The following is a 16,492-nucleotide window of genomic DNA, read 5'->3' on the forward strand; positions in this document are numbered from 1 at the left end:
GTGAACATAGACGTTCTTGCCGCCGATCTTGGTCTTGATGTTGGCGCGGCGAGCCTGGTAGTCTTCGAAGTTAGAGCAGGAGCTGACTTCGAGCCACTTCTTTTCGACCGGAGCGTAGACTTCGAGGTCGTAGCACTTGGCGGCACCGAAACCGAGGTCGCCCTTGCAGAGTGCGAGGCGGTGGTAGGGAAGGCCGAGCTTTTCGAGGAGCATTTCACCGAAGCGGGTGAGTTCCTCGTGGTCTTCGTAGCTGTGTTCCGGATGGGCGAAGTAGACCATTTCCACCTTGTTGAACTGGTGTAAGCGGAGAAGACCGCGGGTGTCCTTGCCGTAGCTGCCAGCTTCACGGCGGAAGCAAGCGGAGTAGGCGCAGATGCGCTTCGGGAGTTCAGATTCTGGAATCACTTCACCGGCGTAGAGGTTCGTGAGCGGAACTTCTGCAGTCGGGATGAGGAACAGGTCGTCGTCCTTGTCGCAACGGTACATGTCTTCTTCGAACTTCGGGAGCTGACCCGTGCCGCGCATGGTGTTGCGGGTAACGAGGTACGGCGGAGTGAATTCTTCGAAGCCGGCCTTCTGGTGTTCGTCGAGGAAGAACTGGATGAGGGCACGTTCGAGGCGGGAGCCGAGACCGCGATAGACCGGGAAGCCGCTGCCAGAAATCTTGGCACCGCGTTCAAAGTCAAAAATGCCAAGGCGTTCGCCGAGCGTCTTGTGATCGACGCGGGCGAAGTCGTCGTTCTTGGTGTAGAAGTCGAACGGAATCGGGCCGTCCTTTTCGACAACGTTGTCCGAACTGTCCTTGCCTTCCGGAGAACGCGGAGCGATGTTCGGAACGTGCATGAGCATTTCGGTTTGCTTGTAGTCAAGTTCCTTGAGCTTCTTGTCGAGTTCGTCAATCTTGTTGCCGAGTTCGCGTGTGGCGGCCTGGGCTTCGTCAGCGTTTTCGCCTTTCTTCTTGAGTTCGCCGATGCGCTTGGACTGGGCGTTGCGTTCGCTCTTGAGGCGTTCGACTTCGGTGAGGAGCGGACGGCGTTCGTTATCGACGGCGAGCACGTCACGAAGGCTTACGGTCGTATATTTCTTTTCGGTTTCAGCAATATAATATTCCGGATTTTCGCGGATCTTTTTAATATCAAGCATTTGATTGCCTCGGTTGGAAAATTTTTCAGTTCAAAGATAGTAATTAGACAACAAATGCGTGCAGCGAGAGACGTGAGAATTGTATGCTATTGTAACTTGAACGAAGAGAAAGGCCCGAGGCGAGAGTCTTATGACGGAATAAATGTATATTTAACGAAACAATTGCAGGGAGACAAAAATGAAAAAATTTGGCAAAGTCTTGCCGGTTCTAAGTGGTGTTGCATTTGCTGTTTGGCTTGCCGCTTGCGGTGATGATAGTAGCAATGCCGTGTCCGGTAAAAAGTCTGATGATGTAGCATCTTATGCGACCGTTGATGATTTGCCTAATTGTACGGCGAACCGCGATGGGGTTGTGGGTTTTGTCGAAGAAGACGATGCCTCTTATGTTTGCCTTGATGCCAAATGGAAAAATGTTGGAGAAATATACAGCTCGGAGGAAGATTTCCCGAATTGTACGAAAAACCGAGAAAACTCAAAAGTTTATGCGCAAAATACTCGTGAAGCGTTTGTGTGCAACAATGGCAAGTGGTCTCATTATGGTGTTGAAAACTCGATAGAACATGGTGAATCTACGTCAAGCAGTTCCGTAAACTCCGGGACAAATAAAACGGAAGAGAATAAATCTGTATCGAGCAGTTCTTCTAAGAAGGATGAGTCGAAATCTAGTAGTTCTGCAACGGTTAGGTCTAGTAGTTCTGTAGCTAATCAAGCAAGCTCGTCTGTTAAATCGAGTTCGTCGAACTATACAATAGGGCTCTATTCGTCAGGCTATGTAATACCTACAGTGCAAAGTTCTTCGTCCTCTTTGCCTTGGTCCTACCGTATGTCCAGCAGTGGGTATGATTGTGGGGATATGTGGTGTGGCTTGACTGATTCTTTGGGAAAAGTTGAAGTTGTTTCTGGTTTTAAAGACTCTTCTGGAGAATGGATCTATGAAAAATTTATTAGCGATTGGTATAAGTTTGATGATCATGAAAAGTTCAGTGGGACTTCTAGTTTTGTGTTTCCCGATGGTTTGGGTCCCGACGAGCATGATGGCTCGTTTGGACCTTTGATTAAAGCCAAAGGCGGAATTGAAGCGATAATCAAACTTGGGGCTGATTATGAAGACGACATTTATTATCCTGCGTATGGTTTTGGATTCGATCTTTTAGCTGATTCTAAGTCTGGCGGGGCGGATGTTTCTGCATGGGGAGGAATTTGCATCGTTTACAAGTCAGATTTAAGTTTTTCGATTGTGCTTCACGAGAATGATGAAGCTGTTGTAACTGAATATAACAACTACAAGACGGCTGTTGGTAGATCTTCAACTATGGTTTATTTAGATATCCATTGGAGGAAATTCAAACAGGAGTCTGGTTGGGGTGTCCAGGTTGAGCAGTCTAAAGTGCTTTCTCAACTACGGTCTATCAGGATTAAATTTTCTAGCAGCTACAGCGGGAAAGAAGCTTCAGGAAATTTTGTGCTTCAATCTATAGGCCGTACGGGAACGTGTCATGAGCCTAAGATAGGGTGGTAGCTTGTTTTTACAAATTGATTTTGCTGAATACTGAAAAAACGCCAGTCCTTCGGGGCTGGCTTTGTCGTTTAGAGAGACTTTTTATAAATTTACAATATGCTTTTGGGTAAAAGATTTTCTCGTTTGCTTTGCTTTGTTGCGATTGGCTTGTTCGCAACTTTTTTGTGTGGGTGTTACAGCTTTACGGCATCGACGCTTCCGAGCCACATCAAGACGGTTCAGATTCATGAAGTTGAAGACAAAACGCTTGACCCGGTGCTTGCAAATAACATTCACACAGCTGTTGTCGATATGTTCAAGCGAAATGCGGGCGGTGTCCGTCTCGTGAATGACGAAGCCAATGCCGATTTTGAAATTACGTTGTTAAGTTATTCTAATAAACCTGAAAACTATAATAGCAACAGCGATGTCGAAACTTACCGCGTGACGATTCGCGTATCCGTAAAGTTTTATGATAACGTAAAAGAACGAATCATTTACGAGAACAAGTCGCTTTCAGCGGATGGGGTCTATGATGTACAAGCGAACGAGACCGAGGACCGCCATGGGCAGACGCGTGCTGTCGAAAAACTCCAAGACCTCATTGTATCGAACGCCCTGGCTAAATGGTAGTCGCTTCGCGACGCTTTTATAAATGAGGGCTGCCCTGGCTAAATGGTAGTCGCTTCGCGACGCTTTTATAAATGAGGGGTTGGTGTCATCCTGAGGTGAAACCGAAGGATCCAGTGAAGGTTAAAAGTAAACAGTGTCATTCTGAGCGAAGCGTAGCGTAGTCGAATGATCCAGTCAATTTAGGCTTACGCATTACAAGATTTTACTGGATCCATCCTCCTTACAGTCGTCTGGATGACGGTTTCCACATTGACCAAAGACTAGCAACTACCCCAAAAAAAAGCGACTCGGTAACGTGGTGTGAACACTGACATTACCGAGTCTGGGGTTGGTTTGGAGTACTATAAATATGCTTATTTTTTTGTGATTTGTTAAGCCCTCGTTCAATTTTTTTACGTAAAAAATACGGATAATTCAGATTTTTACAAAAACTGGTTCAAAGTTACCCGATTTTCGTTGAGCAAGGCTTCGGTGAGCGTGCTTCCTTTGTAGGTTAGCTTTAACGAAAAGAACGGTTCGCCGCGTTCGAGGAGGGCCAAAAAGATTAGGTCGCCGTCCCAGTGGGGGAGTTCCTTTACTTTCTGTTTATCTACCCATTCCAGTTCGCCTTCGTCACAGTCCTTGAGCGAACCTGTAAATTCGGTTGCGGTAAAAAGGTGCATGAACTCGGTTTGGTCCATGCCGTCGCTGATGAAGGTGACGATGCCTCGGTACTTGGGACGAATTAACGTGAGGCCTGTTTCTTCAAGAGCTTCGCGGTGAATGCAGTCTTCGGGCGATTCCCATTCTTCGAACTTGCCGCCGATGCCAATCCACTTGTCCTTGTTGATGTCGTTCTTTTTCTTGATGCGGTGGAGAAGCAGATACTTGCCGTCCTGTTCGATGTAGCAGAGAGTCGTGTTTATCATACTTCCCAAATATAGAATTGTTTGCAAATGGGAATTTTTAGGGGGTGTTCCAAAAAATAATTGACCTAAATTCGTTGTATAAATGTATAATTATTGTATGAATTACGAAATTTTGGACTAGTACTATGCAGAATTGGGTTAAAGAAATCGTCGTAGATTCAAAGTTTGAAAATGTGCGGACTCTTACGGAGTTTGTAGAAAGTTCTTTGGAGCCGCTCAATCCTTCGCCTAAGGCCATCATGCAGATTGGCGTTGCGATTGATGAACTGTTTAGCAATGTTGTACGCTATTCGGGGTCGGCGAATATGAAGCTGATTTTGAATGTGAATGCGGATGTGTTGACGGCAAAGCTCACGTTTATTGACGAGGGCGTGGAGTATGATCCGCTGAAGAAAACCGATCCGGATGTGACGCTCTCGGCTGAAGATCGCGAGATTGGCGGGCTAGGTATTTTTCTTGTGAAGAAGATAATGGATGGAGTTGAATACAAGCGCGATGGCCAGAAGAATATTTTGACTGTCGTAAAAAAACTTGCATAATTTATTAAAAATTTAAAAACAAAACAAATGAGGCTGATATGAAAATTGAAAAGAAAACTGATGGCTCGAATATGTCGATTGCCTTGGAGGGGCGCTTGGATACGATGACCGCCCCTCTGTTGGAATCGGAAATTCAAGGCAAACTAGATGGAGTTGCAGAATTGCAATTTGACTTTGGTAAGCTTGTTTATATATCTTCTGCAGGGCTGCGCGTGCTGCTTTCTGCACAAAAGGTTATGAACAAACAAGGTAAGATGTTTATCAAGAATGTTTGCGATGAAATCAAAGAGATTTTTGAGGTGACGGGATTCTCAGATATTCTGACGGTCGTGTAGTTTGGTTTAGAATTTGTATGGATGAAAAAACGGCACCTGCGGGCGCCGTTTTTTGTATAGAGTATCGCAGTAGAAATTGCGAAAGATGTCATCCTCGGCGCCTGTGCTGAGTGCAGTCGAAGCATGACCGGACTTTGTCATCCTGAGCGGAGGACATCGCCCGTAGTCGAAGAATCCAGTTACTTATTTAACGCCAATCAGAGACAGATCTCTGACTGCACCTTTGTCCGCGCTGGAGGCCATCGCAGCGTATGCCTGCAGAGCCTTGGACACCACGCGGTCGCGGGTTTCAGGTTTCCTGTGACGACCGGCGGCTCGACTGCAATATACATTGCGATACCTCGCCGCCTCTCGCTTCCATCGCCGATTAATATCGGCGACTCCAGCTCACTGAAAGAACATTAACGCATGGCTTACTTAATGCCAATCAGAGACAGGTCTCTGACAGCACCTTTATCAGCACTTGATGCCATTGCTGCATATGCTTGAAGTGCTTTGGAAACCTGTCTGTCTCTGTGTTCAGGACGCCATGCTTTATTACCACGGGATTCCATTTCCTTGCGGCGGGCGTCGAGTTCGGCGTCGGTGAGTTCCACATTGATGGTGCGGTTCGGAATATCGATTTCGATAACGTCGCCCGTGTGCACGAGGCCGATGTTACCCTTGTTGGCGGCTTCCGGAGAAGCGTGGCCGATGGAGAGACCGCTCGTACCGCCGGAGAAACGACCGTCGGTAAGGAGGGCGCAGGACTTGCCGAGGTGACGGCTCTTGAGGTAAGAGGTCGGGTAGAGCATTTCCTGCATGCCGGGGCCGCCCTTCGGGCCTTCGTAGCGGATGACGACCACGTCGCCGGCCTTCACCTTGTTGCCGAGGATGCCTTCGACAGCTTCTTCCTGGCTTTCGAACACGATTGCCGGGCCGGTGAACTTCCAGATGGATTCATCGACACCTGCGGTCTTCACGATGCAACCATCGACAGCGAGGTTACCGTACAGAACAGCGAGGCCGCCGTCCTTGGTGTAAGCGTGTTCGCCATCGCGGATTGCTCCGTTTGCACGGTCGAGGTCGTGATCCGGGTACATGAAGTTCTGCGAGAAGGCTTCAATATTGTACTTGCGGCCCGGACCTGCGAGATAGCGCTGCTTGGCTTCTTCGCTCGGGTTTCGCTTGAGGTCGTTCACTTCGAGAGCTTCGCCCATGGTGGCGGCATGAACGGTCTTTGCATTCTTGTGGATGAGGCCCATGCGGTCGAGTTCACCGAGGATTCCCATGATGCCACCAGCACGGTTCACGTTTTCCACATGGATGTTGTGGACGGTCGGGGCAACCTTGCAGATGCACGGCGTGTTGCGGGAGAGACGGTCGATGTCCTTCATGGTGAAGTCAACGCCTGCTTCCTGAGCGACGGCGAGCAAGTGGAGCACGGTGTTGGAGGAACCGCCCATGGCGATGTCAAGGCGCATGGCGTTTTCGAAGGCGTCCTTCGTGGCGATGCTGCGCGGGAGGATGCTTTCGTCGTTCAAATCGTAATACTGGTGGCAGAGTTCCACGATGCGCTTACCGGCAGCTTCGAAGAGCTTCTTACGTTCGGCGTGCGTTGCAACGATGGTGCCGTTGCCAGGCAAGCTAAGGCCGAGAGCTTCGGTCAAGGAGTTCATGGAGTTTGCTGTGAACATGCCGGAGCAAGAACCGCAAGTCGGGCAAGCGTTAGCTTCGATGGCGGCCACTTCTTCGTCGCTGATGGTGTTGTCGGCGGAATCGATCATGGCGTCAATCAAGTCGAGAGCGCGGTCCTTGCCGTCCTTCGTCGTGACGTGGCCAGCTTCCATCGGACCGCCAGAAACGAAGATTGCTGGAATGTTGAGGCGCATAGCTGCCATGAGCATACCCGGAGTCACCTTGTCGCAGTTAGAGATGCAAACGAGGGCATCGGCGCGGTGGGCGTTTGCCATGTATTCAGTAGAGTCGGCGATGAGGTCGCGGCTCGGGAGGCTGTAAAGCATGCCGTCGTGGCCCATGGCGATACCGTCATCGACGGCGATGGTGTTCATTTCCTTCGCGACACCGCCGGCGGCTTCGATAGCGCGGGCGACAACTTGGCCCAAGTCCTTGAGATGAACGTGTCCCGGAACAAACTGAGTGTAGCTGTTCACGACGCAAATCACTGGCTTACCAAAGTCTTCTACCTTGGTTCCTGTTGCGTGCCAAAGGGCACGTGCACCGGCCATCTCGCGGCCTTCCATAGTCTTGAGCGAACGAAGTTTCGGCATAATAATCCTCATGATGCAGTCCACCCACGTGGATGGACTAATATATGGTCAAAATTTAAAAAAAAAGTTAGAGGAATTATTATTGCGATATAGAGGGATGTGCTATAAAAATTGGCTATGAGTTATTATTCTTTTAAAGTCCAATACCACCGACCTGTAGTTGAGTCTATAACCATTTCATCGTTTTTTAAAATTTGATCAAATCCTTGTACACATTTATAAGATATCGTTTGCTCTTTTTCAGGAAGTTTTTGTATGGTTTCTGGTTTTAGATTGATTATTCTGATAGAATCAGCGATTGTGGAATCGCAATGGCCAAGACCCGTTGCTTTTTCAAAAAAATTGATAAAGTGTTTTTCAAAATTGGGAACTGAATCAGTTGCGTACCAGTGTTTGATGTTTTCGCGAATTTTAGAAAGTTTTTGATTCAAATTACCATATGTTACAGTTTCCTTCATTAATCCATGAAGGTAAGAACCTTTTTCGGGGGACTCGTCCCATGTTCCATCTTCCTCCATATCTGTTGAAATGCTCGTTAAAAGGTCTGTCAGTTTTGCTGTACAATTACTTGAACCTTTGTATTCTTCTTTGACACAGGCTTCAGTAAAACCCATTAACAAAGTTGAGATTGCGATTAATGCGGCATCGCCATCGGAATATCCTCTGATGTCAAGATCTTCTGAGTTTTTGAGTGACGACGAACGCTAAGGGGCGAGGGTTCGCCGCCGATGCTGTCACCCCGTCCAGTCATCCTCGAAGCGAAGCGTAGGGGATCCATTATTTCTTGTAATCACGTTTATTCCGGGGCCAGTATTGTATCTGTGATAAGTGATGTGTAAGCTGATGCCGGAACATGTCCGGCATGACACGTGGGTGGCGTGACAATGCGAGTGCGATGCCGTCATCCTGAGGCAAAGCCGATATACGAAACTTGGCAACTTGTTGTCTTAGTTGAGTTAGGTTCGAAGGAGCAGGATCCAGTGAAGTCTTGTAATGCGTAGGCCCTATCGGTTATCCTGCGGATTCCCTCCAGGGTGACAGAATGCGATAGAATTCATGCCAAATGCTGTCATTCTGGAGGGTTCGTAGAACCCGATAGAATCCAGTGAAAGGCCGGCATGACGGCTCCCCTTGCTTACACGGCTCTTTTCGCTTTGTCACCCCAGCCTAAGGTCCCTGAGCCTGCCGAAGGGCCGGGGCCAGCTTACGCTTTCCTTCTCACAGATACTGAACCCATAGCGATTGCTCATGCCCCAAAGCCCGCTTTGCGGGCGACCCCATACCTCATATCCACTTTCCCTCTCGTATTTCCCTAACCACTAATCACTAACCACTGTTTACTGCGGCTCCGTCGCCCCCTTGCACATTTGTGCTTCACCCGAAAGTACTAATACCTGAACATCTGTTCATTACCCAAAAGTGCTATTGCATTTTTTTTTACATGTTTCTAAATTAGCGCCCGAAATTCTAGAATCATTCAATTTTGGTGTAAAAAAATGACCTCTAATTCGAATTTTCCTTTCCGTTCGGTCCGCTTGGGGCTTGCGTTCATCTTTATCCTGTTCATGGCGGTCGCGTCATGGGCGACAGACGTGACCTACACATATACCATGTCTTGGAAGGAAAATGTGTTAAGGTACACCGGTACAATCACTTCAAATACTGGGGAAATAAGTAATAATTTTTCATCCGATAATAGAGTGGATAATGTGCTTTTGAAGGGAAACGAAAGTGCATCAATTACAGAGGAATATTTCTCCATTAAGTTTGCTTGCTTCCGAGATGTCTATAAGGGAAGTGTCAACAACACCTTCAGAGTAACGCACAGTGACGCTGAATTCACGATTACAATCAACAACAAGAACAATAATTCCTACAAAATCAGGAAAGTAACATTCAAGAAGTCAGATGGTGAGGAAATAACTTCAGTCACGCATGTCTCTACGCAATCATCAGCCAGCGTTGCGCTGTTGCCGAACACTGAGTTTTCTACCATCGTCGTAGAACTTACCGACAAGCCTTACTACTCGGTAACGCCTGCTGAAGGTCTTGCAATCTCTAACACCGACGGCTTTGTCGTTGACGGTACGACCTACTTCCACCCGGCCACCACAATAACTATCGCTCCCACAAGTGCAGTTCAAGTAATCACCGCGACGAACGGTACGGAAAACACTGCAACAATCGCCTCGGACAAACGCAGTTTCTCCTTCGCGATGCCAAGCCAAGCAATCACGCCTTCGGCAACGCTCGAAGAAGCTCACGTCGTAGCACTCTCAGACAACGTCAGCATTTCTGAACCCCTCTTTACGTACGATGGCGACAGCTATTACAAGTCTGGCGACAAAATTACCATTACCGCTACCAAAACTAACGAAATCATCGATGGTATCACCGGCATCGCAGATTACGCAATCGCAGCCGACAAAAAGTCTGCGACATTCACAATGCCGACTTCCGACCTTACCCTTGTGGCTACGACATCCGAAGTGCATACCGTGAGCGTCCCCACGAACCTCACAATCAGCAAGGAATACATCACAATCGGCAGCATAAAATACTACAAGACCGGCGTAACCTACACTCTCGCTGTCGCCAACGCTACTCACATGATTGACGAAATCACGGGTGTAACGAGCTCCATCGCTGCCGACAAAAGGTCTGCGACATTCAAGATGCCGAGCGGTAACGCCACAATCGCAGCCACGACCTACGAAGTTCATTCTATCAGCGTGCCCAATGCTCTGAGCATCAGCAGTGACCCTTATGCCACAGTCGGTGTCTCCAAATACTACAAGACCGGCACAAAAATCACCCTTTCCCTCGCTGCAGACGACCTGAACCGCGTCATCAAAACTTTCAACGCCTCTGGTGCGGTTTCGCCTTCCATCGCTGAAGGCCTCCGTTCAGCCACCCTCACCGTCGGCGCTCAAGACATCACCGTCTCCGCCACGCTCCTTACCATTGGCGGCACGTGCGGCAGCGGCACGACTTGGCGTATGACCGACGAGGACAAGAACGGCACATTCGAGACGCTCAACATCGGCGGTACGGGGGCATTGGTCGAATATGCGAACGGCAAAGCTCCGTGGTACAGCGATTTCCGCACTACAATCACTCGCGTCAACATCGGCAACGACATCACCACAATCCCGGCGAACCCGTTCTACGGCATCGGCGACGGAGCCCCCATTGTGCTTTCTACGCCAGCCCTCGCATTGAAATTCAAAGACGCTGCCTTTGCCTCTAAGCTTCGCGTTCCTTTTGGCAACTATCTTTTCAAGGCCACCGAAACCACTGACAACAAGCCTGCCTACGATATCGCCATCGCCGACGACCTTCGACACCTCGCCGCAGCGGTCAAGGCCGGAAACAGCGGCAGCGGCAAGACCTTCTTCCAGACTGCCGACATAGACCTCGCCAGCGTAGACAATTTCAAGCCGATTGGTTATGCTGATTCAACAACGTTTGCCGGCAATTACGACGGCAACCGCCATGTCGTCAGCGGTCTCAAGGTAAGCGGCAGTCTAAATTATGCCGGCCTGTTCGGCACTGTATCGGGCGAAATCAAGAACGTGATTTTGATGAATCCAAGCGTTTCTAGCAGCAATAATGGTGCAGATGTGGGGGCTATTATCGGCAAGTTGACCGGCAACGCTAGCAACTGTTATTTTTATGGAGGCAACCGGAGCAACGCTATTGGCAAAATGTCGAAATCGGCAGAGGTCTCCAACGTTTCGCAAGCATACACCTTGAAGGTGGCGGAACACATTTCTGGTGACAAACTCGCAGACGACCCCGAAAACGGTTTCCAGTACGATGCGGACAACGACGGCACGCCCGAAAACTACTACCGCGACGGCCTTGAGCTTACGCTTTCGCACGACGAAACTGTTGTAGAACCTACGGAAACGGGTTACGCGTTGACCTACCTGCTCGACGGCCAAAAGAGCAGCAACATCAGCGGAAGCACGCTCACCGTAGGCTCCGCCACCGACGGAAAGACTCTCTCTGCGGCTATCCGTAGCGACGGACTGAAATACGAAATTACCTACATCGATGCAAACGGCACTGAAAAAAATGCACAAGCAATCTCCCTCGACGGCACGGAATCGACGCTCAAAGCGGGTTGGTACTTTGTGGGCCGGGATATCGCTTACGACCATGCCCTCTCGCTATCAGAGACCGTCACCTTTATCCTTGGTGATGGTAAGACGATGAACGTGGATGCTACATCTAGTGAGGCAATCTTTGCCGAAAGAAATTTCACTATTTATGGGCAGAGCGGTCAAAGCGGAATTTTGAAAGCCTCTGCAAAAGGCCAAAACAGTAAGGGTATCATCAATACTAGTGGAGATATCGTGATAAGAGGTGGCAACGTCACGGCTACAGGCGAATCTTTCGGCATCAAAGGGCATAAAAATATCACGATAAGTGGTGGCAAAGTTTCTGCTACAGGTGGGAAATATGGTATCTACAGTTATGGAAATATCACCCTCTCTTGGACGAACTCCACCGACAACATCACGGCGAGCAGCTACAAGCTCGGTAGCAATGCTGGCCATGTTATTATCCCCAACGGCAAGTATCTCAAGGATGCTGATGTTAACGTGTATAGCGGTACGCTCGACAATCAACTTTCTGCCATCGCAGGGAAGACGCTTACACCTGCGATTCCTGTTAAGTATATCGATGAGGACGGCAAAGAACAGACTATCTACAATTACACCGTGCTCACAAACGACATTAAACCCGATAAATACGGATACATCAGCCTCGCTGGTGGCTGGTACGTGGTTGAGGGCGCGGTGAGCTATACGAATACGGTCAAGTTTAGCGAAGATGCGTACTTGATTCTTGCGGATGGTGCGAAGATGGAGATTAAAACAGATGGTTATATGAATAACGGAATCGATCCCGAAAAAGATCTGACAATTTATGGACAGATGCACCAAAGCGGAATTTTGCTTGATAGTGCAAAGGGCAACAGAAGTAGTGGAATCAACTGTTATGAATCTGTCAAAATTGTTGGCGGCAACGTCACGACTTTTGGTAAAAGATACGGCATCTACGGTTCTGAAGTATTGATTACTGGCGGCGATATTACGGCTACAGGAGACAATCAAGGCGTTTATAGTTATGGTGGTAATATCACGATTAGTGGAGGCGGTGTTACGGCCACTAGCGAATCTGGTGATGGCATCTACAGTGAAGGTGGTGATATCGTGATCAGTGGTGGTAGTATTACGGCCACTAGTAAAAAAACAAGAGGCCTTTCCAGTACAAAAAATGTCACGATAAATGGCGGTAGCGTCACGATCGTTGCTTATCGCTACGGTATCTTTGGAGACAACGTCTCTATAAGTGACGGCGATGTCTCGGTTTCTAGTGAAATACTTTACGGCATCTACGGTTATAGTAATGTCTCGATCAGTGGCGGTAGCATTACGGCTACAGGTGAAAAATATGGCATCTATAGCTATGGGGATATTATTCTCGGTTGGACAGCCGCTACCGATAGCATCAAAGCGAGCAGTTACTATTTTAACGACGAAAACCACGTTATTATCGCCGAGGACAAGACGTTTAAAGACGAAAAAGGCGACGTCTATACCGGCACGCTCAACGACGATCAAATCCAAGCTATCGCTGGCAAGACGCTTACGCCTTGCTATGCGGTTGCGTTGGACTTGCAAGACGGCAAAGACCCCGTAAAGCTCCCGGCGACCTTCGACAAAAACGGCGTTGCTCACGTTACAAAGCCGGACGACCCGACTCGTAGCGGATTCAATTTCCTCGGCTGGTTTACCGCCAAAGACGGCGACACGGAATTCGATTTCTCCGCTGCAATCACAGCGAACATGACAGCTTACGCCAAGTGGAGCGTTCCTTACATCGACGAGGACGGCAACGAAAAGGTTCGCAAGCCTGGCGAATACACCGTGCTTACCTCCACAACTGACGTAAGCAGCCTCACTGGCGGCTGGTTCGTGGTGGAGGGCAAGGTTCGCTATACGAATACGGTCAAGTTTGGCGAAGATGCGTCCTTGATTCTTGCGGATGGTGCGGAAATGACTGTGGAAATTTCATCGGGTGATGCAATCCATGCCGACAAAAACCTGTCTATTTATGGGCAGAGCGGGCGGAGCGGAATTTTGGCGGCCACTAGCGAATACAATAACGGCATTTCCATTGGCGGCGAAATCACGATTGCTGGTGGCAATGTCACGATTAGTGGTGGCAATGTTTCGTCTGATAACGAATACGGATTCGGCATCAACAGTCATGGCGATGTTACGATTACTGGCGGCAACGTCACGGCTACTAGTGGTGGATTCTACGGCATTTACAGCGATGTCGGCAATATCTCCCTCTCTTGGAATAACAGTGCCGATAACATCAAGGTTGATGGCGGCTTCCGTTTCAATAGCGACGCTGCCCATGTTATTATTCCTGAGGGCAAGGCGTTCACGGATGAAGACGGCAAAGTGTATAGCGGCACGCTCACTAATGAGCAAGTGAAAGCTATCAACTACAAGTCTCTTAGCCCGTTTACCGGTATATTCGTGGCTTTTGTTGATAAGCAAGGCGATAAAGAGGTTACGGTGGCTGCAATTCCTGTTGACGAAAACGGCCATGTTGCAGCCCCGTACGAACCAATGCGTAACGGCTACACGTTTATGGGCTGGTACACAACAGCAGACGGCGACACGGAATTCAACTTTGCAAACATCACCGCAAGCACGACTGCCTACGCCAAGTGGGAGGAAAACGCGCTTGTCAAATACATCGACGAAAATGGCAAGACAAAGAGCACCAAGGATTATGTCTTGCTCACAAGTAACATGGACGTGAGCAATCTGCCCGATGGTTGGTACGTGGTAAAGGGCGAGGTGAGCTATACGAGTTCGGTCTGTTTTGGATATGATGCTCACTTGATTCTTGCAGACGGTGCGAAGATGACGGTGGAAGTTTCATCTAGATTTGATGCTATTCTTGCCAAAAATAGTCTCGCCATCTACGGGCAGAGCGGACAAAGCGGAATTTTGGTTGCTACTGCACAAGAAGAACCTGGTAGCGGCATCTACGGTAATAATGTTATAATCAGTGGTGGCAACATCACGGCTACAGGTATCGGTTACGGCATCTACGGTAATAATGTTATAATCAGTGGTGGCAGCGTCACAGCTACAGGTGATTTTGACGGCATCTATAGCTATTCAGGTGTCACGATTACCGGCGGCAACGTCACGGCAACAGGTTCAGGTATCTCTCGTTACGGCATTTACAGTGCATACGGCGATATCTCCCTCTCTTGGACTAACAGGACCGACGCCGTCAAGGCGAGCAGTTACTATCTCGGTAGCAGCGAAAAACATGTCACCATCGCCGAGGGCAAAGCGTTCACGGACGAAAATGGCAACGTGTATCGCGGCACGCTCACCAAAGAGCAACTTTCCGCCATCAAGGACAAAAAACTCATGCCTTGCTATGCGGTTGCGTTGGACTTGCAAGATGGCAAAGCCCCTGTAATGCTCCCGGCAGCCTTGGACGAAAACGGCGTTGCACACGTTGCAAAGCCCGACGACCCGACTCGCAGCGGATTCAATTTCCTCGGATGGTTTACCGCCAAAGACGGCGACACGGAATTCGACTTCTCCGCTGCAATCACGGCGAACACGACTGCCTACGCCAAGTGGAGCATCAATTATATCGACGAGAACGGCAACGAAAAGTCTGTTGCTGATTTCACCGTGCTCACAAAGAATATGGACGTGGGCAGCCTCACCGGCGGCTGGTACGTGGTTGAGGGGGAGGTGAGCTATTCTAACACGGTTAAGTTTAGCGATGATGCGTACTTGATTCTTGTGGACGATTCGAAGTTGACTGTGGATGTTGCAAATGGTAGTGCGGTCTTCGTCTCTGGAAGTTTGTCCATTTACGGGCAGAGTGGTCAAAGTGGAATTTTGGAAACTACTGCTGGCGAAGATGGCTCCGGCATCGCCATTGATGGCGATATCATGATCAGTGGCGTCGTCGTCAAGGCTACAGGTGCTTGGGGCGGAATCAACAGTAATCGTGTGACCATAAATGGCGGCAGCGTTACGGCCACTAACGAAATCGGTTACGGCATCTACGCTTACGATGGCGATATCACCCTCTCTTGGACAAACAGTTCCGACAGCATTAAGGCGAGCAGTTACAGTCTCCATAACAGCGAAAAACATGTCATCATCGCCGACGGCAAATCGTTCAAGGACGAAGATGGCAACGTGTATAGCGGCACGCTCAACGACGAACAACTTTCTGCCATCAAGGGCAAAAAACTCATGCCTTGCTACGCGGTTACGTTGGACTTGCAAGACGGCAAAGCCCCTGTAATGCTCCCGGCGACCTTGGACGAAAACGGCGTTGCTCACGTTGCAAAGCCCGACGACCCGACTCGCAGCGGATTCAATTTCCTTGGCTGGTATAATGCTGACGGCATCACGAAATTTGATTTCTCCGCTGCAATTACGGCGAACACGACAGCCTATGCCAAGTGGAGCGTCAATTACATCGACGAAAACGGCATTGAAAAGTCTGTTGCGGATTTCACCGTGCTCACAAACGACATTAAACCCGAAGAATACGGAGTCATCAGCCTCCCCGGTGGCTGGTATGTGGCTGAGGGCGAGGTGAGCTATACGAACACGGTTGTGTTTAGCAATGATGCGTACTTGATTCTTGCGGACGGTGCGAAGTTGGAGATTAAGACTGAGGGCGAATTTGAACGCGGAATCGATGCCTTTGTAAATTTGACAATTTATGGACAGAGTGGTCAAAGCGGAATTTTGGCGGACTCTGCAAAAGGTTCACACAGTGCCGGCATCTACAGTAGTCATGGCAATGTAACGATCAGTGGCGGCAACGTTACTGTCACCGGCGTATTATATGGCATTTGCAGTTATGAAAAAGCTGTCACTATCAGTGGCGGCAATGTTACTGTCACTGGCGGATTAAAAGGCATCGTCGGTAATAATTATGTTACGATCAGTGGCGGCAACGTCACGGCTACAGGTAGCGATTTCGGCATCTACAGCTACAAAAACATCACCCTTGGCTGGACGAACTCCACCGACCGTATCTGGGTTTCCTTGTATGGCTCCAATGTTGTTATCGCCGA

General features: G+C 49.0%; 9 protein-coding genes. 5 read left to right on the top strand and 4 right to left on the bottom strand.

The genetic code is table 11. From position 1 onward, the window contains the following. Positions 1-1,143, bottom strand: a 1,143-nt coding sequence (serS, locus tag IKG78_RS18610; protein ID WP_290946307.1) for a serine--tRNA ligase, incomplete at its 3' end; no start/stop codon positions are given. A 178-nt stretch (positions 1,144-1,321) separates the two neighbouring features. Between serS and IKG78_RS18615 the strand changes: the two genes are divergently transcribed. Beyond that, the gene (locus IKG78_RS18615) at positions 1,322-2,662 is read left to right on the top strand and encodes a hypothetical protein (RefSeq protein WP_290946309.1); all 1,341 of its coding nucleotides are present in this window, start codon (positions 1,322-1,324) and stop codon (positions 2,660-2,662) included. Positions 2,663-2,758: 96 nt separating this feature from the next. Continuing rightward, complete coding sequence (locus IKG78_RS18620) at positions 2,759-3,274, top strand: LptE family protein (protein WP_290946311.1); 516 nt, start codon at positions 2,759-2,761, stop codon at positions 3,272-3,274. Between the two features lie 422 nt (positions 3,275-3,696). On the opposite strand, the gene IKG78_RS18625 is transcribed toward IKG78_RS18620, so the two are convergent. Then, positions 3,697-4,182 (bottom strand): 8-oxo-dGTP diphosphatase, encoded by a 486-nt coding sequence (locus tag IKG78_RS18625; RefSeq protein ID WP_290946313.1) that lies wholly within the window; start codon positions 4,180-4,182, stop codon positions 3,697-3,699. 125 nt (positions 4,183-4,307) lie between these two features. Between IKG78_RS18625 and IKG78_RS18630 the strand changes: the two genes are divergently transcribed. Together IKG78_RS18630 and IKG78_RS18635 are read left to right on the top strand one after the other, a co-directional pair. Next, positions 4,308-4,721 (top strand): ATP-binding protein, encoded by a 414-nt coding sequence (locus IKG78_RS18630; RefSeq protein WP_290946316.1) that lies wholly within the window; start codon positions 4,308-4,310, stop codon positions 4,719-4,721. 38 nt (positions 4,722-4,759) lie between these two features. Continuing rightward, on the top strand, positions 4,760-5,056 hold the full coding sequence (locus IKG78_RS18635; RefSeq protein WP_290946319.1) for an STAS domain-containing protein: 297 nt from the start codon (positions 4,760-4,762) through the stop codon (positions 5,054-5,056). 413 nt (positions 5,057-5,469) lie between these two features. On the opposite strand, the gene ilvD is transcribed toward IKG78_RS18635, so the two are convergent. Both ilvD and IKG78_RS18645 read right to left on the bottom strand, forming a co-directional pair. Continuing rightward, positions 5,470-7,326, bottom strand: coding sequence for a dihydroxy-acid dehydratase (gene ilvD / locus IKG78_RS18640; protein WP_290946321.1), 1,857 nt, complete (start codon positions 7,324-7,326; stop codon positions 5,470-5,472). A gap of 125 nt (positions 7,327-7,451) precedes the next feature. Further along, positions 7,452-7,940: a hypothetical protein gene (locus IKG78_RS18645; protein WP_290946322.1), complete on the bottom strand. Its 489-nt coding sequence runs from the start codon at positions 7,938-7,940 to the stop codon at positions 7,452-7,454. Positions 7,941-8,822: 882 nt separating this feature from the next. Here IKG78_RS18645 and IKG78_RS18650 point away from each other — a divergent pair. Further along, positions 8,823-16,492 (top strand): InlB B-repeat-containing protein (locus tag IKG78_RS18650; RefSeq protein WP_290946324.1); only part of this gene is annotated, 7,670 nt, incomplete at its 3' end.

Origin of the sequence: Fibrobacter sp. (genome assembly GCF_017545445.1) — a bacterium.
In the GTDB taxonomy this organism is placed as follows: domain Bacteria; phylum Fibrobacterota; class Fibrobacteria; order Fibrobacterales; family Fibrobacteraceae; genus Fibrobacter.